Source organism: Aerosakkonema funiforme FACHB-1375 (assembly GCF_014696265.1).
In the GTDB taxonomy this organism is placed as follows: domain Bacteria; phylum Cyanobacteriota; class Cyanobacteriia; order Cyanobacteriales; family Aerosakkonemataceae; genus Aerosakkonema; species Aerosakkonema funiforme_A.
In genome coordinates this window covers 1-24,744 of the sequence record NZ_JACJPW010000120.1, presented here as the reverse complement: position 1 = coordinate 24,744, position 24,744 = coordinate 1, and the positions used below count along the sequence as shown (strand labels likewise).

The following is a 24,744-nucleotide window of genomic DNA, read 5'->3' as shown; positions in this document are numbered from 1 at the left end:
CCCACTCCCCCACTCCCCCACTTTCTCAATTGAGAGTGCCTATTTCGATCGACGAGCAATTGTGGGGGTATATTGGGTTTGAAGATTACCGCCAACAGCGTCAGTGGTCTAGCGGTGAAGAATCGATTTTAATCGCGATGGCTGCTAGTATCGGCGGAGCCCTAAAACGGCAATTGGCAGAAGCTACAATTAGGTATCAAGCTTACCACGACCTGCTCACCGGTTTACCCAACCGCACTTTACTTAACGAGCGCCTTTCCCTAGCTTTGGAAACAGCGCACAAGCACCGCAATAAAATGGCGGTCATGTTTCTCGATCTCGATCGCTTCAAAACTATTAACGACACCTTGGGTCATGCCGTGGGCGATCGCTTGTTGCAGAGCGCCACCCAACGATTGAAAAGCTGCCTGCGAGTCGATGATACCATTGCTCGCTGGGGAGGTGATGAATTTACCCTCCTTCTACCCGAAATTAACGGCATAGAAGATGCCACCAAAATAGCCCAAAGAATTATCGATGTTCTCAAACCTGCCTTTGATATAGAAGGTCATCAACTCTACATTACCAGCAGCATTGGCATAGCCATTTATCCGCAACACGGTCAAGATGCACACACCCTCTTAATCAATGCCGATGCTGCTTTGTACCGCGCTAAAGCAGAAGGCAGAAATAACTATCAAATCTATACTCCAGCAATGAATTCCCAAGCTTCGGAATTATTGGAACTGGAAAATAGTCTCCACCAAGCTATTCAAGAACAACAATTTGTAGTATACTACCAACCACAAGTCAACGTTAACACAGGCGAAATCACTCATATGGAAGCCTTAGTGCGTTGGCAGCATCCCCAATTGGGGCTAATTTCTCCCAAAACTTTTATCACCCTGGCTGAGGAAAATGGACTGATATTTGCGATCGGCACTTGGGTTTTGCAAACAGCTTGCGCCCAAAATAAAGCTTGGCAAGATGCCGGTTTGCCAAAAGTGCGAATAGCAGTTAACCTCTCCGTCAGACAATTCCAACAACCGAGTTTAGTAGAAACCGTAGCCCAGGTTTTGCAGGAAACCAAACTGGCACCTGAGTTTCTGGAATTGGAAATTACAGAAACGATTGCGATGCAGAATGTCGATTTTTCTAGAGCCAAGATCGCGCAATTGCAGCGGATGGGTGTTCGCATCGCCCTCGATGATTTTGGCATCGGTTATTCTTCCCTCAACTATCTGAAGAAATTTGGGTTCGACACGCTGAAAATCGATCGAGCCTTTGTCAGGGATCTGGAGAACGATCCCCAGTCCGCCGCCATTACCAGCGCCATCATTGCCTTGGGCCGAGGTCTCAACTTGAGCGTTGTGGCGGAAGGGGTGGAAACTGTAGAACAAATGAACTGCTTGCGATCGCTCAATTGCGAAGAAATGCAAGGTTTTCTCTTCAGCCATCCCCTTTCGGCTGAGGAAGCCAGTCAACTACTCGTTGATAATTTCAGATCGCAGATTGCTAATTTCAGATTGAATTCGATTTGCCATTTAAAATGAAATTGGTAATTTCAGATTTTAGATTGCAGATTGCAGATTTGATATTGTGTCCGTTTGTACATCAGTGATACGAAAGATTATCTGTGGGAATTACGGGTTAAATTTTTACCACAGATTAAGACAGATAAACGCAGATAAACGCAGATAAGAAAGTGTTTTTTTTTGCAATATGAAATATAATTTAAAATTTCAGATTGCCGATTTAATTAAATTTGCAATCTGAAATCTCAAATTTGAAATTAATTAGAATTGGCGCAAAAAGCGCAAGTCGCTGCTATACATCCGCCGAATATCATCGAGTTGATGCAGCACCATCGCCACTCGTTCCACACCAAAACCTGCGGCAAATCCCGTGTAAACTTCTGGGTCGTAACCTACAGCTTTGAGGACATTGGGATCGATCATACCGCAACCCATGATTTCCAACCATTTGCCTTTCCACTGCATATCCACTTCTGCTGAAGGTTCCGTGAAAGGGAAATAACTGGCGCGAAAACGAATCGGCATTTCTTCGCCAAACATTTGTTCCAAAAATACCTTAATCGTGCCTTTGAGGTCTGAGAAAGTAATTCCCTCATCAACGGCAAAAAATTCGATTTGGTGGAAGACGGCGGCGTGAGTGGCATCGACTGTATCCCGCCGATAACACCGCCCAGGTGCGACAACCCTCACCGGTGGGTCGTTTTCTTCCATGTAGTGAATTTGAATGTTGGAAGTGTGAGTTCGCAGCAAATTCCCATCTGGCAGGTAGAGAGTATCCTGCATATCGCGGGCTGGGTGGTCGGCGAGGAAATTCAACGCCTCAAAATTATAGTAATCGTTCTCCATTTCCGGGCCGGTGGCTACGGTGTAGCCCAGACCGACGAAAATATCGATCGTGCGATCGATGACAGAATTGATTGGATGCACCCGACCTTGGGGGCGGTAAACTCCCGGCATGGTGACATCCAGAGTTTCTGCCTCCAGTTGGGCTTCAATTTGGGCAGCTTGCAAAGCTTCCCGTTTGTTATCGAGGGCAGTTTGCAGAGCTTCCTTAACTTCGTTGGCTAATGCCCCAATGCGCGGACGTTCTTGGGCAGATAATTTCCCCAACCCTCCCAGTATCTGGGACACTTGACCTTTCTTACCCAGATATGCGACTCGGAGTTCTTCCAAGCGCGGGAGAGTTTCGGCGACAGATATTGCTTGTTGCGCGTCTTGTTTGAGCGCACTCAGTTGTGCCTCTAATTCGTTCGGCTGATTCGTCATCTGATTATTGCGGGAGACTCCGGCCTCAGCGAAGCAGGCCGGAGAGGGATAGCTTGTCAAATTTGATGGTTCGATGCCATCAAATTTGATAATTTCCGGTTTGGCAGCACGATTAAACCCGTGCTTCGCTGTACCAAACGGACTTTGTTTTTACTGAACTGACCTAACCGTTTCCAGTTTCGGTCTGAAACGGAAACCTGTTTTTCGGTGTCGCCGCTTACCCAGCCCTGATAAGTTTTGCTGCCTTGAGTTGCGATTGCCAAATCGCCTTTTCTAAAACCATGCCGGGTAACAGTGCCGCCATACTTGCGGCGAATACCACCTTTACTCGGAATCATCAAGTGCAACTGACGGCGGCAAATTGGTGGGCGACGAATCACCGTAAATGGTGCTGGCGTAACGCGAACCTCTCCTATCCAACCCATTGTTTGACGATCGACAATGCCATACCGAATAAAGGCTTGGCAGGCTAATGCTACGCCATCAACTGCATGAGTGGCTGGGATAGCATCCCCTTTGGAGTGCTTCTGTTTTTCTAATTTGAGAAAGCAGCGAGTATTCGCCGTCTGCCAGCCTTCGCATTGCTTGACTTTCCCATACTTTTCTAAGTTTTTAACCTGCCATTTTTGCCCGACCATCACAGGACTAAATCCTTTGTCGCCTGCTGCTTTTACGATTTCGTAAACGACATCGGTAGGCGGGTAAATTGATGACAACTCGCTAATTACTCGCAATTCCAATTCGCGATTAGCTCTGATGCTAGGAGGTATTTTGCATTGGCGGCGATTGTCAAATCGCTTCTGGCGGTGTGCGCGTTTGTCGAACGAAATCTTACGGTCGATTCGACGACCTCTACGCCCTCTCCTCATCATTCGGCGTTGTTCCATCCGCTCTTTAACTGTTTTGAATGGCAACTGGAGATGTGCCAACCAGAGAGTAAACTTAGCAGACCCAACGCCGATTCCCGTGTAGAGTTTACCCGGATCGATGCCAACAGCAATTGGCTGCGTTCTTTCACCTTTCGGGCATTCAATTAACTGGACTTGGAAGATCCCGAGGTCGTTATAGACAACCTTGGCTTTAGCAGCTTTTAGCCATCGCCTTGCCCGACTTGGCTTGGTTGGCATTAGCGGTTGCCCAGATGCAGATAATACAGGTACTCGCATAAAGAGATAATCCTTCGAGTAACAGTTTTAAGTCCCCTCGCTCAACACAGTCAGGATGTCTTGGCTTGACCCAACGCCACTGATAAGGTGGCTTGAAGATAGACCGAACTGGGGAAGCATTCGGTAGTTCGTGCCAAACTGTGTCTCCGTGAGCTATTCAACACTTGTGTTGTGAGACTTACCCCTCACAATCCCCGCCCTCTACTTAGGGCGGGGTAGTTGAAGCTAATGTTTTTAGGGTCTAGGGTCTAGGGTCTAGGGTCTAGGGGTTAGGGGCTAGGGGTTAGGGGTTAGGGGCTAGGGGTTAGGGGCTAGAGAAGAGGGAAGAGGGAAGAGGGAAAGAGAAAGGATTAATTTTCTTGCTCCCCTATTCTGCCATTCTCCTTGATCGGTTACCAATAATCTCTGACAATCGGAATGGGGAGATAATCCGGAATTGTGAATAGATGAAATTGCTTATAAGTAACGATGACGGTATTTTTGCGTTGGGTATCCGCACTTTAGCCAATGCTTTGGCAGAGGCGGGTCACGATGTCAGCGTGGTTTGTCCGGATCGAGAGCGATCGGCTACCGGACACGGTTTGACTCTGCACGACCCCATCCGCGCTGAAGTGGTACAATCGACTTTCCATCCTTCCATCAAGGCTTGGGCTTGTTCGGGTACTCCTTCCGACTGCGTGAAACTCGGATTGTGGGCATTGCTGGATAGCCCCCCCGATTATGTCATTTCCGGGATCAACCAAGGCTCGAATTTAGGCACGGATATCTTGTATTCGGGTACGGTTTCGGCGGCGATGGAAGGTGTGATTGAAGGTATTCCCGGTATCGCCATCAGTCTTACCAGTTTCGCTTGTCGAGATTTTGCACCGGCGGCTCAGTTTGCTTGTCTGCTGTTGGAACAATTAGCGCAGCAACCTTTACCGCAGTTGATGTTGCTGAATGTGAATGTACCGCCAGTTAAGTGGGATGCGATCGCAGGTGTTACCATCACCCGTCAAGGTGTGCGTCGTTATTTCGATGTGTTTGAAAAACGAGTCGATCCTCGCGGCAAAACTTATTACTGGTTGACAGGAGAGTTACAGGAGGAATTGGAACCTAAAACTCAGCCTCATCTGCCTTTCGATATTCCTACAGATGTTAAGGCAATTCGCGATAATTACATTACAATCACTCCTTTACAGTACGACCTCACTTCGGCTACCGGTCTCAATAATTTAAAGGAATTGAAGTTTAATTTTCCGGCCAAGGGGAATGAGGATTAGAAAAGTCACTCAGTCAAAAGTCAAACAAATATGGCAAAACCAGATTTCGAGAAATTACAAGTTTACCGACTCGCTGAAAAGCTGGGGAATGAGATTTGGCAAATTGTGACGAAATGGGATGAATTTGAGAAAAATACGCTGGGCAGACAAATTATTATTGCTGCGGACAGCATCGGTGCCAATATCGCTAAAGGTACAGCGCACGACTACAAAGACAATCGCGATTTTGTCAGGATAGGGAAAGATTGTCTCGACGAAACAAGACATTGCTTGAGACAAGCCTACAAACGTTCTCTCTTGACAATCGAGGATATCGATAAACTCAAAGAAATTATCGATGAACTGTCAGTACAACTCAACGCCTATCTATTATATATAGAGAATGCCGTTAAACAACACCCGGAAGATCCCGACTGACCGAAAATAAGGGGTTTCAAGCCTCTCATTTGAAGGCTAATCATCAAAAAATTCTTCCTAATGTCAAGCTGCATCATTTTCAGGCGAAACCAATCCCAAATCCCAAATCCCAAATCGATATGCAGATTCGCATTCAAACATTTACTGTCAACAAACGCTTTCCCTTAACTATCAGTCGCGGTACTACTGCTCAGACGACAAATGTGTGGGTGGAAATAGAGTCAGATGGTATTGTGGGTTGGGGAGAAGCTTCGCCTTTTGCGATTGGAGAACAACGTCAAACAACCGAGTCAATTTTAGCGGCATTGCAGTCAGTCGCACCAGCACTAGAAAAATTCAGTCCTTTCGATAGACAAGAAATAGAACAATTTTCGATCGCATCCCAACTTCCCTCGGCGGCGCGTGCGGCTTTGGATGTGGCGTTGCACGATTGGTTGGGGAAAAAGGCGGGTTTGCCTTTGTGGAAAATGTGGGGATTAAATCGCGATCGTATTGTTCCCACCTCTGTCACCGTCGGCATCAATACCCCCGAAGCTGCGGTTGGGCGCGTGCGCGATTGGGTTAATTATATAGATGCGAAAGTGCTAAAAGTGAAATTGGGAAATCCCGAAGGAATTGAAAGCGATCGCGCTATGTTCGCGGCTGTCAGACAAGCAGCACCATCTGCTAAAATCAGCGTCGATGCCAATGGCGGTTGGAGTTTGTCCGATGCGGTAAAAATGTGCGAATGGTTGGCGGAACATGGTGTGGTTTATGTGGAACAACCTCTGCCACCGGGACAGGAGGAAAGTTTGTTACCACTCAAACAGAAATCGCCTCTACCCATTTTTGTGGATGAAAGCTGCTTTACCAGTCGCGATATTCCCAAATTGGCCGATCGCGTCGATGGCATCAATATTAAATTGATGAAATCTGGCGGTTTGTCTGAAGCAATCCGCACGATCCACACAGCGCGATCGCATCATTTGCAGGTGATGTTCGGTTGCTATTCCGATAGCTCCCTGGCAAATACCGCCCTTTCCCATCTCTCCCCCCTCGCCGATTACCTGGATTTGGACAGTCATCTCAATTTGATCGACGATCCGTTCACAGGTGCTATCATTGAAAATGGCTGCCTGCGACCCAACGACCTACCCGGTTTGGGAATCAATCGATTTTAGTTTTTGGATTTTGGATTTTGGATTGATGAGATAAAACACCCGATCGCAAGCAAAGCTGCCCCCATAACATAAAAAAGTAAATTTGTCAAGTGCGATCGCCAAGTGGGTCGTGAGGACACCAAAAAACCCAGTCATCGTCAAACGAGAAATTGCCAATTTTAGCGAGCTAGTAAAAATAAGACACACGAAAACATAAGGCTTTCAGACTGGGGTAAGACAGCATTTAGCAATTTAGATATACTTCCCCCGATTATCATTTCTGTCAAGATACCGCAAACGACGCATTTACGTCAATAGTTGCAAAAGATTTTCAGTTATTTTTGGGGTAAAAAAGGGCTTTTGATTTAAATATTCAAACAGAACGCCATCAAGGATAAGCTAATTTAATATAAACGAGCTAACCAAATGTACAAAAGAGAAACTAACCAGTAAACTAATAAACAAAGAAACTATCCCCTTCAACTCCATCCCCAGTGATTCATTCCCCCAACGAAAAATCTACAATTACATCTGCGTTCATCTGCGTTCATCTGCGGTAAAAAAAATCTGCATTATATAGCAACCGCTCTCGTCGGTTAAGACAACTCCAACTCTTACCTCTGGTTCATAATCCCTTACGGAGTAACCTTTTCCCTCTTAGATCTTCCCTAGCCCCTAGTCCCTAGCCCCTAGTCCCTAGCTATATATGCTCAAACCCGACCAAAAACTAGCCATCTTGCTACACGAAGGAATTCGCGGCATTCACGGAAAAACCGGACTAACCTTGTTACGCTACAGCGAAGCGCCAATAGTAGCAGTAATAGATAAGCAATGCGCTGGGGAATCATTGCCAAAACTGACAGGAATTAATCGCGAAGTACCGATCGTTGCTTCTGTAGAAGAAGCACTTTCTTATCATCCCGAAGTATTGGCGATCGGCATAGCGCCTTCAGGTGGAATATTGCCAGATATCTGGTTTGAGGAAATCAAACAAGCAGTAGCATCTGGATTATCAGTCATCAATGGATTGCACACGCGACTGGCGACGCATCCAGAAATACAGGGATTAGTGAAAGAAAATGAATGGATTTGGGATGTGCGCCAGGAACCGGCTGGATTGAGAGTTGGGACTGCAAAAGCGCGATCGCTTTCCTGTCGCCGCGTCTTAGCAGTCGGTACGGATATGGCAGTCGGGAAAATGTCAACTTGTCTGGAATTACATCACGCTTCCTTGCGACGGGGAATGCGATCGAAATTTCTCGCCACCGGACAAGCGGGTATTATGATATCCGGTGATGGTATACCGCTAGATGCAGTGCGGGTAGATTTTGCAGCGGGTGCAGTCGAACAATTGGTGATGCGATTTGGAGAAGATTTCGACATCCTATATATAGAAGGACAAGGTTCGTTATTGCATCCAGGTTCCACAGCTACATTACCACTTTTGCGCGGTTCCCAACCAACACATTTAATATTAGTACATCGCGCCGGACAAACTCACATTCGCAATCTTCCTCATGTTGTAATTCCGCCTTTGTCGGAAGCGATTAAATTGTATGAGATGGTTGGTAGTGCTGGGGGTGCGTTTGGGGAAGTGAAAGTGATTGCGATCGCACTCAATACCGGACATTTAGATGATGTGGCGGCGAAGGATGCGATCGAACAAGTTAAGAAAGAAACGGGTTTACCTTGTACCGATGTGGTGAGGTTTGGCGGCGATTTGTTAGTAGATGCGATTTTGAATTGAACCGCCAAGACGCAGAGGACGCCAAGTTTTGAAAATATTAAAATGTCGGTCAATTATTTAGCCCGCCTGGGGTTCAAACCCCAGGCTGATAGCGAAAGTCCTCTCAAGAGGACTAAAAGCACAAATTTCAGTCCACTGAGCGTGGACTTCAGCTATGACGCCGGAAATTGATTTCCAGGTGAGCTTTGTTGATTAAATTATTGTTTGTCTTTATTTTCTTGTTATTTCATCCGATATAAGTGAATTGCTATAGCCACACTCGATCCAATTGCTAAAGCGGGACAAAAAGGCCAAATGGTCAGGATGCTGGCAGTAATTCCCAATGCGGTTAAGAAGTCTTGAAAATCTTTGTCTTCCATGATGATTGGTGGACTCCTGATTTATCAGCTAAATCCATCGTGCAACTTGCCAACAATCTCAACCAGAGGAGATCCCGACGATAAGCCGGAACTTAGGTTTTTTGAGTAAAATTCTGGAAAAGCACCATTGTAGGGCTTTCCAGCTTCCAGAAACGATAGATTTTGCGATCGCATCACTGCCTTAACATCGGCAAAAGCGCTATTATCTCCCTTAAGGTCGGTGTAACTTCGGCGATCGGGGTCTTAGGCGGATAACGGCGATGAATAAGCAGCAACGAAATCGGGGACGTATACTGAGCGATCGCGGTTGGGATAAACTGCAAGATACGCTGAGAAAAAAGTTTCATGGTCAGCATACGATAGAAAAGATAGAAGATCTAACTAAGCCTCACAATAATCCAAAGTCTATAAGGACTTTGAGTACCGATACCGTTTCTAAGATATTGCGGAGGGAAGAAGGAGTTGATAAAAGGTCTATCCAGGCATTGTTCGCAGCTTTGGGGTTAACACTGGAGGAAAGCGACCATATTCCTCCGCCTAAAGAGGCTATAACCAAGGAAGATCCGAATTTTGTGGGGCGGGAGGGTGCGATCGCATATCTCCACAACCTAATCCAACAAGGTGCAAAAGCGATCGTCATTCACGGTAAAGGCGGTATCGGCAAAACAACGCTGGCGTGGCAATTCCTCAACACGCAGGGATTCGATAAAATACTCGATCTGCGGATGGCAAAGGAAACTCAAAATATTACCTCTGCCGAAAGTATAATTGAGGAATGGCTGCGGCGATATTTTGATGAAGAACCAGGGCGAGAATTTGGCGTTACCCTGGATAGATTGAGGCAGCATTTGCGAAATCCCAAGCAAAGAATAGGCATATTAATTGATAACCTGGAACCAGCACTAGATGGAAATGGCAGGTGCATCGAAGCGCATCGAAAATATGTAGAATTATTCACTGCTTTAGCCGATCCAGCAGTGCAATCTGTTACCCTAATTACCAGCCGCGAATGCCTGCGCGAATCATCGGTAACAGTTGAGTATTATCGCTTAGAAGGTTTGGATATCGCCGCATGGGAAAAGTTTTTTAATAGCCGCAATATTCAGATAGATACAGAAGTGCTGAATGCCATGCACCAAGCTTATGGGGGAAATGCCAAAGCTATGGACATTTTCCGTGGTGCGATTAAGGAGTTTAACAATAATTTAGTCGCTTATTGGCAAGCAAATAAAGATGATTTGTTGATTGAGAGAGAATTAGAAGGTTTAGTTGTTAGTCAATTTAATCGTTTGCAACAACTGGATTTATCTGCTTATAAACTTCTCTGCCGTTTGGGATGTTATCGATATCAAGATGTTCCAAGAGTTCCGATTGAAGGTTTGTTTTGTTTACTTTGGGATGTGCAAGATAGTCAACATCGACGGGTAATTAAATCGTTGAGAGATAGGTCTTTAGTCGAATTTTGTAATCAAGAATATTGGCTGCATCCAGTGATTCGGGCAGAAGCGGTAAAAAGATTGAGGGAAAGTGAAGATTGGGAGACAGGGAATCGGAAAGCTGCTGAGTTTTGGACGGAGAGTCTGAAGACGGTTGAAAATTTAGAGGATGCACTGAAAGCTTTTGAGGCTTACTATCATTATGTAGAGATTAATGATTATGAGCAAGCTGGGGCTGTGATTGTAAAAGATATAAATAAGAATCAGCTAATTGCTGTAGAAAACCTTGGTACTACTTGTTGGAGGCTGGGTTTATTACAACAAACTATTTTGGCAATAACTCCTATAATCAACCACATTAATGATCCCTACTGCTTGATAAATTTAAATATTATAATGGGCTATTTATATAATTTAATTGGTGAACTTAATAAAGCTATTAAGTATCATCAAGAATCGAGCAGGATAGCCACTGAATATTTAGAATCTAACTCTGAAAATACTTTAGAAACAAAAAAGCGCAAGTATTTTAAAAGTAGAAAGGCAGTTTTTTTAATAAATATAGGTCTTTGTAAAATAGATCTTTGGGAGCTTGAAGAAGCTATGAAACACTTTGAAGAATGTTTATTAATTTCAAAAAATACAGAATTTAATATCTATTCAGCGGACGCTTGTTTTTGCTTGGCGTTCCTGAAGTCTTGCTTGGGTTTTGAACAAGAAGCATATTATTTGGCAGAAAAAGCTTATCAGCAACTTTTAATAACAGAGGTTACCGAATGGACTAAAGGCTATAGCTTACTATTTTTAGGAAAAACTTATAAAAATTTAGAAGAAACTGAAAAGTCTTTTGAGATGTACCGCAGAGCTATTTCATTTGCTAAGGAAATCGGTTACACTCAAGTAAAAGCAAAAGCTCTCTATGGTCTAGCAGAACTTTATCGAGAACAGAGAGATTTTACAACCGCACTTTCTCATCATACAGAATCAATAGAACTCCTAGAAAAAATAGGCGCTAAATGCGACTTAGCCGAAGCTTACTATCAACTTGCCTTAACTTATCAAAAAATGGGTGACACCGAAAAAAGTCAGCCAAATTTTCAACAAGCAATTAAACTCTTCACCGAAATGGAAGCACCCAAGCAAGTTGAGAAAGTGCAACGGGCGATGGAAAATAGGTAAAATCATTAACCGCTGAATCGATAAATATAGGAAACAGCCATGAAAATTACCTACGATTCTGAAGTAGATGTGATGAGAATCATTTTTAACAATTCTCCTATTGAAGAAAGCGACGAAGAAAAGCCTGGATTAATTGTTGATTATGACAAAGAAGGAAATATCGTGGGTTTAGAAATATTAGATGCTTCTAAACGAATGGATAATCCCCGTTTGGTTGAATATTCTATCCCGAAATAAGCCTCTTCTCAGTCAATTGCTTCGCTTACAGCCCGCCTGGGGTTCAAACCCCAGGCTCATAGCGAAAGTCCACTGAAGTGGACTGAAGACAAATATAGCGGTTCGGACTCCGTGTAGTACATCGCTATCCAGCCAATTCATCTGTGTTTATCTGTGGTTCAAATAAAAACTGTACTCTACGAAGGCGAGAAACCGCTGTATTTCAGTCCGTTTTAACGGACTTTCGCTATCAGCCTCAGAATTGATTCTGAGGCGGGTGTAGACTAAATACGAATCTATCAGTCCGTTTTAATTGAACTTACCGGAACCACAAGCATAGTAATTCCCTGTCTACCAACAACTTTCACAACTTCATCGATAAAAACAATAACATCGCAATTAGAATGATAAAATCGAGCAGGCCAATAACTCCCCAAACACTTAACTCTTCCAGGCTGATTTTGAGAAATTGTCTTCTCCACCGTTCCCATTACCGCTTCTGAAAACATCTCAATTTGTGCAGGCGCAAATAAACTAACCACTGATTACCTCCCTTGTAACTTTTGGGGTAATAGAGTCTAGTTTCCACTTTCCCACCAAACTTAACCAGCGGAGATACCGAAGTTAAGCAAGAAGATAAGTTTTTGGAGCGATATTTCCGAAAATGCAGCAATAGCAAGCGTTTCAGCGGCTGGAAAATTGAGCGAACAGAATTCGCCAATTAGCTTAACTTCCTTAACTTCGGGATAAATTCCTTATCTTCCCGATCGCCAAAAAAAGCGATGATGTGAACGCGATCGCCTTTATACTAAAATTAAATAAACCCAACAGTTATCCTAATTCGTGAAAACAGACTCCATCTTCTATAGTCTATAAGTTACCCAGTAAAAGTCGAGAGGAGATCGAGGCAATGTTTGGATTGAGTGAGTTAAAACAAACAAGAGTTTATCAAGAAGCTTTCCAAGAAGGTGAGATAGCAGCGAAATTAGCAACAGTACCCCGCTTGTTAGGATTGGGGTTAACTGTGGAACAAATAGCACAGGCGTTGGAATTGGATGTAGAGGAAGTCAGTCAGGCGGCGCAACAGCAGTCTGCTAACTGAAAGTCCTTGAAACACCTTCTGTAGACTCTCAAGTGAGAGCGATCGCAGATTTATTCAGCAAGCCCTTACGATCCGCTCTCAATGAGAAAGCGGGGCTTTACCCCGCTTCCTCTTTAAAAGGATACTTATAAGTTGCCATTTGTAGGTTTGGCAGTTTCCAATTAAGTGGCTCAGTTATGCCCCTTTAGGGCTCTCAATTTCTATATTAGCGCGATTAACGGGAAAGAGTGTAAATTTTCGGTCAAGCTATGTGAAGTTTTGGAAAAGAATAATTAACGCTTGTCAAGTTATGCGAAGCTGACCGAAAAGTTAAATGCTTGCCTTGAAATTGGCGATCGCGCACAAATGAGTGCGATTATTTTATTATAGCATAAGTCGCCATAGTTAAAGATTATATTTAACTGAAATATGACACCCCAGGAGGTAGAACTTTGCGATCGCATTCCCAGATAAAACTTGGGAACGAGAAAAGGAGAAATTCTAGTGCCTTCTACTCAGTAGCTGGTAGCGTGCGTTCGCGTTACCGCAGCACAGCATCCCCCAACAGTTGTCGGTGCGTTACACTTCGTTAAGGCACCCTACAAAAGTGACCCTGGCAAAATGCTTGATTTCTACCAAAAACTAGGTCAAAGTCTCCAGAAAAGCCCAGTAGTTATCGCCACTGTCATCAGTATTAAAGGTTCTGTCCCCAGAGAAGTAGGCGCAAAAATGATTGTTTGCCCAAATAATCGCATTATCGGTACAATTGGCGGTGGTGCTGGGGAAGCCAAAGCGATCGCACAAGCTCTCCAAGTGTTAGAAACTGGTGAAAAACAATTTGTGGAAATTGATTTATCGGGCGCACGCGATCGCGAAACTCAAGGTGTCTGCGGCGGTACAATGCAAGTATGGCTGGAACGCTGGACAAGCGCCAATCTGACGCTGGTCAATCAAATTATCGATATCCTTTCATCTGGAAATTCTGCTATACTTCTCACTCCGTTCAACCAAAATTTACAGCCCTATTTAGAAATCGCAAATAACGATAACAAACCAGAAACTAATTCCTGTTATCGAGAAACTTTGTTGCCTCTGCCAACATTATTAATAATTGGTGCCGGTCACATTGCTCTACCGTTAGCTCAAATTGCTCATTTAGCAGGATTTCGGATAATTGTACAAGACGATCGCACAGAATTCGCTACCGAAGAACGCTTTCCTCAAGCTTCTGCTATTTTAGCATTACCGATTACCAATTGCCAATTACCACGACCCGAAAATCTTTATGTCGCACTGGTAACGCGGGGAATGCAACACGACTTAGCAGCATTGCGAATTTTATTGAAATTAAACACAAAATATATCGGTGCGATCGGCTCTTTAAAGCGCGTTCGTTTAGTCAGACAACAATTACAACAAGAAGGATATCCCGAAAAGCAATTAAAATCAATTTATGCTCCCATCGGTTTGGATATCGGTGCTTTAACGCCAGAGGAAATTGCTGTTAGTATCTGCGCCGAATTAATCAAAGTTCGTCGCGGCGGAACAGGGCGATCTTTATCAGAGCAAATACACTCTATTAAGTAACTAAATTTAATTCTCATGAATACTGATTTCTTTTCTCCCCCGCGATACTTCGCGATCGTTCTAGCAGCAGGTAAATCCCGCCGAATGGGTGTTTGCAAGGCTTCTCTTCCTTGGCTGGATGGCAAAACTTTACTATCTTACCAAGTAGAACAATTTCTGCTGGCAGCGATCGCACCTGTGGTAGTGCTTGGGCCACATAATAGCGATCGCCAAAAAGATTGTCCCCCCAGCACCAAGGTTATTATCAATCCCGACCCCAGCCAAGGCAAAACCAGTTCTATCTTAACCGGATTGCAATTAATTCCCAAAAATGTGCAAATTTTGGTTATCTCAGCAGTCGATCAACCCAGACCGACTGCAATTTACCAAAAATTATTGCAATTCCAAATCAGCAACGCTGCCATAATTACCGCACCGACTTATAAAGGTAAGTTAGGACATCCTTTATTTTTTGCCAACCAAGCGTTACCTTACTTACAAAATATTCGAGAAGAAAGTTTTGGATTGCGCCAAATCGTGCAAGATTTTTATCCAGAAATCCAGAAAGTTGAATTCGATACGCCAGTTGTGATTGCCGATATCAATACTCCCGCAGAATACCAAAGGCAGTTAGATTTATATTAGGATTGACAATCAAACGTTCTGGATGTATATTAAAAATTTGTTTATAAGTATAAGCTCTAATTAACTATGATAAACGCTAGCGATCGCGTCAATGCTTTTAAAGAATTTGAATATGAGGGATGGCAGAAATCAGTAGAAAAATATCATTCTTCTTTTGGCAATCTCACCAAACAAACCATCGCTCCTCTGCTCGATGCTGTCGATGCTGGTGGGGGTAAGAAATTGCTCGATATTGCCAGTGGCCCTGGCTACGTAGCGGCGGCAGCATTTCAAAGAGGATGGCAAGTAACTGGGGTCGATTTTGCAGAAGCGATGGTGGCGAAAGCAAAAGAACTACATCCCCAAATCGAATTTCAACAAGGCGATGCGGAATCTTTAGCTTTTGCAGACTCTCAATTTGAAGCGGCGGTGATGAATTTTGGCATCTTGCATTTAGCGCAGCCAGAAAAAGCGCTGAGCGAAGCATTTCGGGTTATTCGCAGCGGCGGAAAATTTGCCTTTGCTGTCTGGGAAAAGCCAGAACATTGCGTCGCATTCCAAATCATGCTGCCAGCGATCGAAACTTATGGCGATGCCAAAGTTGCGCTCCCAGAAGGGCCACCCTTTTTCCGATTTAGCGATCGCGATCGGTGCATCGATTCATTACAAACTGTAGGCTTTAAAAATGTTGCCGTGCAGACAGTTCCCATGCAGTGGGAACTAGCCGATGGCAACGAACTTTTTGATGCTTTTTATGAAGGCACGGCTAGAACGGGCGGTTTGCTGAGAGTTCAAGATAGTAAATCTCTGGAAAATATCCGCGCCGCCGTCAATCAAACAACCTTAAACTACATCACAAACAACAAATTACTTTTGCCAATGGCGGCGCTAGTGGCATCCGGAGAAAAGCCGTAATTCGATAAGGTGGGCAATGCCCACCCGACAATCTAAACGAAAATAAAAGAATTACTTCCCAAAGTCAAATCGGTAACTCCTTGCACAATTCCTACCAGCTCGTTTTGACCGGATGACACAAGGAAGATACCCGTTCCTGTCGGTAAATTACCTCCAGATGCAGCCAACGTATAGTTATTAGCCGCACCGCGCAGCTGGATGACATCCTGCCCAGCTTTGAAGTCAGTAATTAGAGCGTAGTCGTTTAGGCCGGCATCGGCATCATTACCATCGTTGTAGTAAAACACATTGCTTTTTCCCAGTAAAAATCGATCGACTCCATCTCCCCCACTCAGGGTATCTATCTCCCCCAATCCAGGACTGGCACTGCTGCCATCAACGCCACCAAGGGTATCGTCTCCCAAGTCGCCGCTGAGGGAATCGTTGCCAAGGCTACCGATGAGGAAGTCATTATCTTTACCGCCGTAGATGGTATCGTTGCCTGCGTTCCCATCTAGGGTGTCGCTGCCTTCATTGCCAAATAACAAATCGTCTCCCTTCCCGCCAGCGAGATTGTCCGCCCCCAAGTTGCCGATGAGAACGTCATTACCTTCATTGCCGAAGAGGAAGTCATCGTCTTTACCGCCGTAGAGGGTATCGTTGCCTGCACCTCCATTCAAGGTGTCGCTGCCTTGATTGCCGTTAAACAAGTCGTCACCGCCACGGCCAGAAAGACTGTCATTATTCCCTTTGGCAAATAGGGTGTCGTCTCCCTCACTGCCCACGAGATTGTCCGAGACGTCCGTTCCTTGAATGACAATGCCTGTCGTGGCAGCGATTTGGCCGCGAATTTCACCACCGGGGAAGGCATTGCTATGCACATTGAAGTACAGTGTTGTGTCTGCACCTGGGCCAGCGCTTTTGAGCTGGTTGGCAAAAGTACTCAGTGGCTGCTTGGCTGTGTCGGTTTGTTCCCAAATGCCGGTGATGGTTATCGTGCCATCCGGATTAATCGCTGCTATCTGATCGTCTTTATCGTCAACAGGAAAAATATTGAAGACAACAGGGCCGTTGACACCACGAGGCGCAGTATGGAAGTGCGCCATCGTCACATCATCCGCTGTGTTCGGAGTCTGAGGCGCTAAGCCCAACAAAGGCCCAAAGTCCAAGCCTCTAATGTTTAGGGTGTATGTCAAGGCATTGCCGGCGTCGTTGAGTTCCACACCGGCAAAACCGATCGCTTTAGACCCGGTGGGAGCTGGTTCTTGGTCGCCAGTCAAGGATGCTTTGAATATGTTAGCCATGTAAAGAATTTTCCTTTTCGTCTTCAGATGTTGACCCTTTTGGACTTTTAACCTGGAACGATGGCAGTTGGGTTTCCCTATTGCTCAACCTAACCGACAATTCTTGTTAGAAATATATTGGATTCTCAAGGATATTTCAAATAAAATTTAACTCATTTGAAAAAACAAAGTGCGATCGCATTGGCTGATTTTTTTCATCTCTCTTCAGGATGAGTTTTTTACAGCCGCAGATGATGCGATCGCACTCTCTAAATTTTCAGATAAAAATTAAGTGCGCTGACCTTTAAGAACCAGGCGCACACCCCCCACAGGTGCCATAGTAATGCCCCTGCGTGCAGCTACAACCGGGCGATTAACGGCAAGAGACAGTTCCAATTTTGACAGAATTGTCGCCAGTACCAGTTTCATTTCAAACATAGCAAATGCCATGCCAATACAGCGACGGTTACTACCGCCAAACGGCAAGAACTCATAAGGCGAGTATTGACGTTCCAGAAAACGTTCTGGCTTAAAACGTTTCGGTTCTGGATATAAATCCTCGCGATGGTGAATCAAATAAATGCAGGGAGATAGCATTGTGTTCGGTTCAAAGCGATAGCCCATAATTTCTACAGGCGCTTTTGTAATGCGCGGTAAAGTAAACAAAAGCACCGGGTAAATTCGTAATGTTTCCGAACAGACAGCATTAAGATAAGGAAGTTTAGCGATCGCGTTTGCGTCTGGATTTTCACCGAGAGTATCTAACTCTCTCAATAGTTTTTCCCGGACTTCCGGCTGACGGTGAATCCAGTATAATGCCCATGCCAAAGCTGTTGCTGTAGTTTCGTGACCTGCAAACAGCAACGTCATCAATTCATCTTTTAATTCCTCATCTGTCATCGGCTGACCTTCTTCATCGCGAGCTGACATCATTAAGGTGAGAATGTCTTCGCCAGATAAGTCATTTTTAGCCCGACGTTCGCGAATTTCAGCGTAGAGAAGTTCGTTAATTTGCTGTTTTAACCGCAGGAATTTTCCCCACGGACTCCACGCGCCTAAATCTTTTTGCAGCACTTCCAGAAACACAAAGCTAGACCGTAAAGGAGAACCGGTAGTATCCAGCAGCAAAGTCAGGAGTTGCCTTAGTTTTTCGTAACGCTCTCCTTCATCCAGACCGAAAATTGTGCGTAGAATGACTCGCAGGGAAATTTCTTGCATGGATGAGCGAGCTTCAAATGGTTTGTCGATCGTCCATTTACTCATCACTTCTTCCGCAATATCGCAGACGATATCACCGTATGCTTTCATCCGTTCGCCATGAAAGGGAGGAATTAAAAGTTTTCTTTGGCGCTGGTGATATTCGCCATCATGCAGTAACAGGGAATAATTGCCGAATAAAGGCTGCAAAATTTTGTTTGCTTCCCCAGAATTAAACAGTTTGGGATCGGCGGTAAAAATTTCTTGAATTGCTTGGGGATTGGCGATTACTACTTGTTTGGGAAAGCCTGCAAATTCAGCCGTATAGATGTCGCCGTATTCCTGAAAGGCTTTTTCTAGATACTTTATAGGCCAAAGAATTCCCCGGAATGTTTGTAAAATTCTGGGAACTTTTACGCTCTGAAGCTGTTTGGCTATTGGTTCGCTTTGACGATTTTCTTGTAATGTTACCATGTTTAATTCTCCTACTGTTGAGTAGTGGGTAGTTAAATAACCGCTGACTACTGACTACTGACTACTGACTACTAACTACTAACTACTGACTACTTTCAGTGTGTATGTGCGATCGCATTTGCGCCAGTAAAGATAAAGGCGTTAAGCTGCTAACTTAACATAACTTTACTGTAGTTGCGGCTGGGATTTGCGTACATAGGAGCAAACTTTGCTACCAGCGCACACCGCGCACATTTTTTGGAAATCTATATCGTCCAAAAAGAGCTACACGAACTCCAGCTTTGTGAGCTATCTTACTTAAAGTCAGCCAAAGTGCCGCCACAGTCAACTACCCACACTGACCTAACGGTACAGTGTGGGCTTGCGGGAAATCGTAAGCCCTGTTGACCAGCCTAAGTTCTTGTTAAGAACTACGTTATTCGGGTCACGACACCTTTAAATGCTTGCCAGTTTAAAGCTCTGTCGTCTGGAGTTAAACAAGTCATAGGGAAAAGCTAGTGCTTCAGACAAGAGCAAGCCCGAATAACATTGGCGAGGCAAACCTAACCATTTATTGAGAGATGCAGTAATGCGTGTTTTCGTATTAGACAAAAACTTACAACCTCTTGACCCATGCCATTCAGCAAGGGCAAGAGAACTACTCAAAAAAGGGAGAGCCAAAGTTTTTCGACGCTATCCTTTCACCATTGTTTTACAGGACAGAACCGTAGAAGATTCTGTTACCCATTCCCACCGAATCAAAATCGACCCAGGCAGTAAAGTTACTGGAATTGCCGTAGTTCAAGAAGAAACTGGCAGAGTAACAAACGCTTTAGAAATTACTCACCGAGGACAGCAGATCAAAAATGCTCTCTTGTCTCGGAGAGCCTTAAGACGAGGAAGGAGAAACAGAAAGACTCGTTATCGTCAACCCAGGTTTCTTAACCGCACTCGCAAAAAAGGATGGCTTCCGCCATCCTTGGAAAGTCGAGTTATAAATATTGAAACTTGGGTAAGAAGGCTGAGAAAACTTTGCCCAATTACTGTTATTTCTCAGGAATTAGTGAAGTTTGATACCCATAAACTGCAAAATCCAGAAATTGATAGTATCGAATATCAAAGAGGCGACTTGTTTGGCTTTGAGGTGAAAGAATACCTGTTACATAAATGGGGGAGAAACTGCGTTTATTGCGGCGCTGAAAATATACCATTAGAGGTAGAACACATTTACCCCAAATCAAAAGGAGGAAGTAATCGGATTAGTAACTTAACTTTGGCTTGTCGTAAATGTAATCAAGCTAAAGGGGATAGACCAATCGAACAATTCCTAAAGAAAAAGCCGGAACTTCTCAGGAAGATTTTGGCACAAGCTAAAGCACCATTAAAGGATGCAGCAGCAGTTAACTCAACTCGATGGGAATTGTTTAGGAGACTGCAAAATACTGGTTTGCTTGTTGAAACTGGAACTGGTGGCACGACTAAGTTTAATCGCAAAATTAGAGAGATTGAAAAATCTCACTGGGCTGACGCGGCTTGTGTTGGTCAATCCACTCCTGAGAAACTATTACTAAAAGGAGTTAAGCCATTTTTGGTGATAGCCAAAGGACATGGAACAAGACAAATATGTAATACCAACAAACATGGATTCCCTATTTCTCACGCCGAAAGAGGCAAGTATTTTATAGGTTTCCAAACTGGCGATTTAGTCAAAGCTTGCATTCCTAATGGTAAGTTTGCTGGCAATTATATGGGAAGAATTGCTATTAGATTTAGACCAAGTTTTCGACTTTCTATTAAGGGTAAATGTTTTGATGTTAACCCGAAATATTTAACAGCAATTCACAAGGCAGACGGCTATGAGTACGAATTCTCTCAATAATGATTCGCTATCGCTCAATTTGTTAGTTGGCGACAATTCCCCGGACACTGACCCTATCGGGTTCAATGTCCGCCCCCTTATCGCATTTAAGGTGGACGTTAACCATGATGGATCTGCACAAGCAAAGACGCAAACGCGGTGTTGTCCTCTCTTTCCCAGGCTTGAAAAAGCTGATCGAAGCGAGGCGAGAGGCGGAAATTGAGGAGAATGATGGCAATAAGTTTACTTTAGAGGAATTGAGCGATCGCACTCAACTCGCTCCTTTCACCGTTGCGAAGGTATTGGCGCACGAGGAAGGCGTCGATAAGCAGACATTGGAGTGCTTTTTCCGCGCCTTTGACTTAGAATTACTACCGCAAGACTATATCAGACCGGATTCTAACGAGCGGGGGAGCGGGGGAGCTCTTGAGCGGGGGAACAGAGGAGAAAAAATCCAAAATCGAACTGATTGGGGTGAGGCTGTTGATGTATCGATTTTCTACGGTCGCACGGATGAAATTGCTAAGTTGGAGTATTGGATTACACAAGAAAACTGTCGTTTAGTGGCGCTGCTGGGTATTGGTGGAATTGGCAAAACGGCTTTATCTGTTAAATTAGCGCAACAAATTCAAGAGGAATTCGATTGTGTAATTTGGCGCAGTCTCCGCAATGCGCCACCAATTGAAGAGATTCTCGCTAATTTAATTCAGTTTTTATCAAATTACCGAGAAATAGATTTACCGAAGCAGATCGGACAGAAAATATCGCAATTGTGTGAGTTGCTGCGATCGCAACGCTGTCTGATAATAATAGATAACGTAGAAACCATTTTATCTGATGGCGAAAGAGCGGGTTATTACCGAGAGGGATATGAAGATTATGGGGAACTATTCAAACAAATAGGACAAACGCAACATCAAAGTTGTTTGTTGCTGACGAGTCGAGAAAAACCAAAAGAAATTGCTGCATTGGAAGGAGCGGTATTGCCTGTGCGATCGCTCCAATTAACGGGTTTGCAACCTACAGACGGACAAGAAATATTTAGAACCAAAGGATTTTTTCGCGCTTCAGCAGAAGAATGGCAAGAACTGATAGGTCGCTACGCGGGAAACCCTCTAGCGTTAAAGATAATTTCCACAACTATTCAAGAATTATTCGATGGCAATATCGCCGATTTTTTATCGCAAAATGCGATAATATTTGGCGATATTCGCGATTTGCTAGACCGACATTTCAATCGCCTGTCTGCCTTAGAAAAAGAGGTGATGTATTGGCTGGCGATCGATCGCGAACCTGTTTCCCTGGCACAATTGCGAGAGGATATCGTATCGCCAGTGCGATCGGCCAAATTACTGGAAGCGCTGGAATCTTTGGGGAGGCGATATCTTCTGGAAAAAAGCGCGGCTCGTTTCACCTTGCAACCGGTGATAATGGAATATGTCACGGCTCGATCGATCGAGCAAATTTGCGACGAGATTTCCACTCAAGAGATAGGGCTTTTCCGCAGTCTCGCACTAATTAAAGCGGAATCTCTCGACTATGTAAGAGATACACAAATTCGCCTGATTGTCAACCCAATTATCGCCGAGCTACTCTGCCATTTCGGGACAAAAACTAATATTGAAAATCGATTAATGCAAATCCTGGCCAACCTGAAAAGTCAACCTTTATCTCAACAAGGTTATGCAGGTGGAAACACTCTCAATATCTTGCGTCAACTCCAGACAGATTTAAGCGGCTACGATTTTTCCGATTTAGCGATTTGGCAAGCTTACCTGCAAGACCTCAAGCTGCATAACGTTAATTTCCAGAATGCCAACTTCGCCAAATGCGTTTTCAACGAAACCTTCAGAAACATTTTTTCAGTAGCTTTTAGTACAGATGGAAAACTTTTAGCTACAGGCGATAGCGATGGGGAAATTCGCTTGTGGAGAATTAGCGAAGGAGCAGAAATATTGCGATCGACACCCGTACAAACTTTGCAGGGACACAAAGGTTGGGTACAGACACTTGCCTTCAGTTCAACCTCCCTTCGCGGTCAGGAAAATGAGGCGGGTATCCTTGCCAGCGGCGGTGAAGATAATACTGTCAAATTGTGGGATATTTCTAACGGTAAATGTCTCAAAACATTGGCAGGACATAAAAGTTGGGTGCAATCTGTTGCTTTCAGTCCGGATGAAAAAATATTAGCTTGCGGCAGTGAGGGTTTAATTAAACTTTGGGATGTGGAAAGCGGCGAATATTTCCAAACTTGGGAGATTGGTGGAAGTTGGGTATTTTCTATTGCTTTCAGTCCCGATGGAAAAATGCTTGCTTGTGGCAGCGTAGAAGGTACGGTGAAAATTTGGGATGTTGCTAGCGGTACTTGCCGTTTAGAAATGCCGGGACATCATGGTTGGGTATGGTGCGTTGCTTTTAGTCCGGATGGCGGAACTTTGGCAAGTTGCAGCGATGATTCGACGGTGCGATTGTGGGATGCGGTAACTGGTACTTGTCGCCAAATTTTGCACGGACATAATGGTTGGGTGTGGCGCGTTGCTTTCAGTCCGGATGGCGCAACGCTAGCGAGTGGGGGTGGAGATAGTACAGTTAGATTGTGGAATGTTGCCGATGGTAGTTGTCGTCTAAATTTGCAAAGTCATGCGAGTTGGGTGGGTGCGATCGCATTCCATCCTAACAGGATTTTTATGGCTACTGGTAGCATAGACCGGACAGTCAAACTTTGGGATATCCGCACCGGTAATTGTCTGAAAACTATCCAGGGAAATCGCGATTTTGTCCATTCGGTTGCTTTCTCTTCCCCACTTTCCCACTCCAAACTATTATTAGCTAGCGGTAGCGATCGCACTATTAAATTATGGGATGTAGAAATAGGCAAGTGCGTAAAAACTTTGCAAATAGATAGCGGTTTGATTTGGTCAATTGCCTTAAGTCCGGATGGAAATATGTTAGCTTGTGGAGGCGATCGCATCGTCAGAATATGGGACTGGCAAACCGGACAACCCCTCAAAACATTCCAGGGACATACTGGTTGGATATGGTCGATCGCCTTCAGTCCCAACGGACATATTTTAGCCAGTGCTGGTGAAGATAAAACTATCAGAATTTGGCATATTAATAGCGGTCAATGCGTGCAAATATTGCAAGAACATCCGAGTTTAATCTATGCAATTGCCTTTTCTCCCACTTCCCCCCGTAGCGGTGGAAATGAAGGGGGTCTTCTTGCCAGCGCCAGTTTCGATCGCACAATCAGATTATGGGATATTACCACTGGCGAATGCCTGCAAATATTGCAGGGGCACTTCAGTTGGGTGCAATCGGTTGCTTTTTCTCCAACTTCCTTCAAAGGCAGGGATATTCTTGCTAGCGGCAGTTTCGATCGCACAATCAGATTGTGGGATATTAACACTGGCGAATGTCTGCAAATTTTCCAGGGACACACCGCTACAATCAACTGTCTTGACTTTAGTCGAAATGGCAAGCTTCTCGCCAGTGGCAGTACAGACGGCACAGTTTGTTTGTGGGATATTACCAGCGGCGAACGTCGCCAAACTTTACAAGCAAATAGCGGTTATATTTGGTCGGTTGCTTTTAGTCCCGATGGCAATATTTTAGCCAGCGGTAGCGATTCCGAGACAATTAAATTGTGGGATGTAGATACAGGTGAGTGTCTGAAAACCCTCAAGACCGATCGACCTTACGAAGGCATGAATATTACAGGTGTTAGCGGTTTAACAGAAACCGCTATTGCCACACTTAAAGCATTAGGTGCAAAACAGCAATAATTTTTGGATCTCCTGTTTTTGTGGTGATAATAAAAACTTATTTAATCGTATGGTGGGTTAGGGAAAGTGAATCATTCAAAAATTCCTCCTCTTCCCTCTCCCTCTTCCCTAATCCCTAGCCCCGACGCCCTAGCTATAATTGCTTTTTTCTCTTGGCACATTACAACACAGATAAGACGGATGAGATTTTCGCCCAGTCAGTAAATAACTGGAGTTTAGACTATCGCACCGCAGGTGCGATGTCTAAACTCCTAAGAGTAAAGTTTTACTGACGCGATCGACTCGATAGATAAAAGTTGAGC

Annotated in this window: 18 protein-coding genes and 1 pseudogene; 13 read left to right on the top strand and 6 right to left on the bottom strand. The window is 44.4% G+C overall.

Annotated elements, in window-relative coordinates; translation table 11 throughout:
- Nucleotides 1-1,532 (top strand): putative bifunctional diguanylate cyclase/phosphodiesterase (locus tag H6G03_RS31150; protein WP_190473731.1); only part of this gene is annotated, 1,532 nt, incomplete at its 5' end.
- 243 nt (nt 1,533-1,775) lie between these two features.
- Here H6G03_RS31150 and pheS read toward each other — a convergent pair.
- Complete coding sequence (gene pheS, locus H6G03_RS31145; protein WP_190473729.1) at nt 1,776-2,780, bottom strand: phenylalanine--tRNA ligase subunit alpha; 1,005 nt, start codon at nt 2,778-2,780, stop codon at nt 1,776-1,778.
- Between the two features lie 56 nt (nt 2,781-2,836).
- Nucleotides 2,837-3,946 carry an RRXRR domain-containing protein gene (locus H6G03_RS31140; RefSeq protein WP_190473727.1) on the bottom strand — a complete coding sequence of 370 codons (1,110 nt, stop codon included), beginning with the start codon at nt 3,944-3,946 and terminating at the stop codon, nt 2,837-2,839.
- Between the two features lie 446 nt (nt 3,947-4,392).
- On the opposite strand from H6G03_RS31140, the gene surE reads away from it, so the two are divergent.
- From surE to H6G03_RS31120, 4 genes are all read left to right on the top strand, one after another.
- Nucleotides 4,393-5,208, top strand: coding sequence for a 5'/3'-nucleotidase SurE (gene surE, locus H6G03_RS31135; RefSeq protein WP_190473725.1), 816 nt, complete (start codon nt 4,393-4,395; stop codon nt 5,206-5,208).
- Between the two features lie 30 nt (nt 5,209-5,238).
- Nucleotides 5,239-5,625, top strand: a complete 387-nt coding sequence (locus H6G03_RS31130; protein WP_190473723.1) for a four helix bundle protein — start codon at nt 5,239-5,241, stop codon at nt 5,623-5,625.
- Between the two features lie 119 nt (nt 5,626-5,744).
- Nucleotides 5,745-6,785, top strand: coding sequence for a dipeptide epimerase (locus tag H6G03_RS31125; RefSeq protein WP_190473722.1), 1,041 nt, complete (start codon nt 5,745-5,747; stop codon nt 6,783-6,785).
- 685 nt (nt 6,786-7,470) lie between these two features.
- On the top strand, nt 7,471-8,511 hold the full coding sequence (locus H6G03_RS31120) for a DUF1611 domain-containing protein (RefSeq protein WP_190473720.1): 1,041 nt from the start codon (nt 7,471-7,473) through the stop codon (nt 8,509-8,511).
- Nucleotides 8,512-8,732: 221 nt separating this feature from the next.
- Here H6G03_RS31120 and H6G03_RS31115 read toward each other — a convergent pair whose 3' ends face one another.
- Nucleotides 8,733-8,870 (bottom strand): hypothetical protein, encoded by a 138-nt coding sequence (locus H6G03_RS31115; RefSeq protein ID WP_190473718.1) that lies wholly within the window; start codon nt 8,868-8,870, stop codon nt 8,733-8,735.
- 260 nt (nt 8,871-9,130) lie between these two features.
- Here H6G03_RS31115 and H6G03_RS31110 point away from each other — a divergent pair, with 260 nt between their 5' ends.
- Nucleotides 9,131-11,485, top strand: coding sequence for a tetratricopeptide repeat protein (locus H6G03_RS31110; RefSeq protein ID WP_190473716.1), 2,355 nt, complete (start codon nt 9,131-9,133; stop codon nt 11,483-11,485).
- Between the two features lie 39 nt (nt 11,486-11,524).
- Nucleotides 11,525-11,722, top strand: a complete 198-nt coding sequence (locus tag H6G03_RS31105; RefSeq protein WP_190473714.1) for a DUF2283 domain-containing protein — start codon at nt 11,525-11,527, stop codon at nt 11,720-11,722.
- A 278-nt stretch (nt 11,723-12,000) separates the two neighbouring features.
- Here the strand turns inward: H6G03_RS31105 and H6G03_RS31100 are convergent, their stop codons facing one another.
- Entirely contained in the window at nt 12,001-12,243 is a 243-nt protein-coding gene (locus tag H6G03_RS31100) for an NfeD family protein (RefSeq protein ID WP_190473712.1), read from the bottom strand.
- A gap of 323 nt (nt 12,244-12,566) precedes the next feature.
- Between H6G03_RS31100 and H6G03_RS31095 the strand changes: the two are divergent.
- The 4 genes and pseudogenes from H6G03_RS31095 to H6G03_RS31080 all read left to right on the top strand — a co-directional run.
- Nucleotides 12,567-12,803: pseudogene (locus tag H6G03_RS31095) on the top strand (Rpn family recombination-promoting nuclease/putative transposase); the annotation flags it as partial.
- A 600-nt stretch (nt 12,804-13,403) separates the two neighbouring features.
- On the top strand, nt 13,404-14,369 hold the full coding sequence (locus H6G03_RS31090; protein WP_190473710.1) for an XdhC family protein: 966 nt from the start codon (nt 13,404-13,406) through the stop codon (nt 14,367-14,369).
- A 15-nt stretch (nt 14,370-14,384) separates the two neighbouring features.
- Nucleotides 14,385-14,993: a nucleotidyltransferase family protein gene (locus tag H6G03_RS31085; RefSeq protein WP_190473708.1), complete on the top strand. Its 609-nt coding sequence runs from the start codon at nt 14,385-14,387 to the stop codon at nt 14,991-14,993.
- A gap of 66 nt (nt 14,994-15,059) precedes the next feature.
- Complete coding sequence (locus H6G03_RS31080) at nt 15,060-15,887, top strand: class I SAM-dependent methyltransferase (RefSeq protein ID WP_190473689.1); 828 nt, start codon at nt 15,060-15,062, stop codon at nt 15,885-15,887.
- A 32-nt stretch (nt 15,888-15,919) separates the two neighbouring features.
- Here the strand turns inward: H6G03_RS31080 and H6G03_RS31075 are convergent, their stop codons facing one another.
- Together H6G03_RS31075 and H6G03_RS31070 are read right to left on the bottom strand one after the other, a co-directional pair.
- Nucleotides 15,920-17,170, bottom strand: coding sequence for a CHRD domain-containing protein (locus H6G03_RS31075; RefSeq protein ID WP_190473687.1), 1,251 nt, complete (start codon nt 17,168-17,170; stop codon nt 15,920-15,922).
- 267 nt (nt 17,171-17,437) lie between these two features.
- The gene (locus tag H6G03_RS31070) at nt 17,438-18,820 is read right to left on the bottom strand and encodes a cytochrome P450 (protein ID WP_190473685.1); all 1,383 of its coding nucleotides are present in this window, start codon (nt 18,818-18,820) and stop codon (nt 17,438-17,440) included.
- 568 nt (nt 18,821-19,388) lie between these two features.
- On the opposite strand from H6G03_RS31070, the gene iscB reads away from it, so the two are divergent.
- Both iscB and H6G03_RS31060 read left to right on the top strand, forming a co-directional pair.
- Nucleotides 19,389-20,678 carry an RNA-guided endonuclease IscB gene (iscB, locus tag H6G03_RS31065; RefSeq protein ID WP_190473682.1) on the top strand — a complete coding sequence of 430 codons (1,290 nt, stop codon included), beginning with the start codon at nt 19,389-19,391 and terminating at the stop codon, nt 20,676-20,678.
- 104 nt (nt 20,679-20,782) lie between these two features.
- Nucleotides 20,783-24,442 carry an NACHT and WD40 repeat domain-containing protein gene (locus tag H6G03_RS31060; RefSeq protein WP_242060504.1) on the top strand — a complete coding sequence of 1,220 codons (3,660 nt, stop codon included), beginning with the start codon at nt 20,783-20,785 and terminating at the stop codon, nt 24,440-24,442.
- Nucleotides 24,443-24,744: the final 302 nt, after the last annotated feature.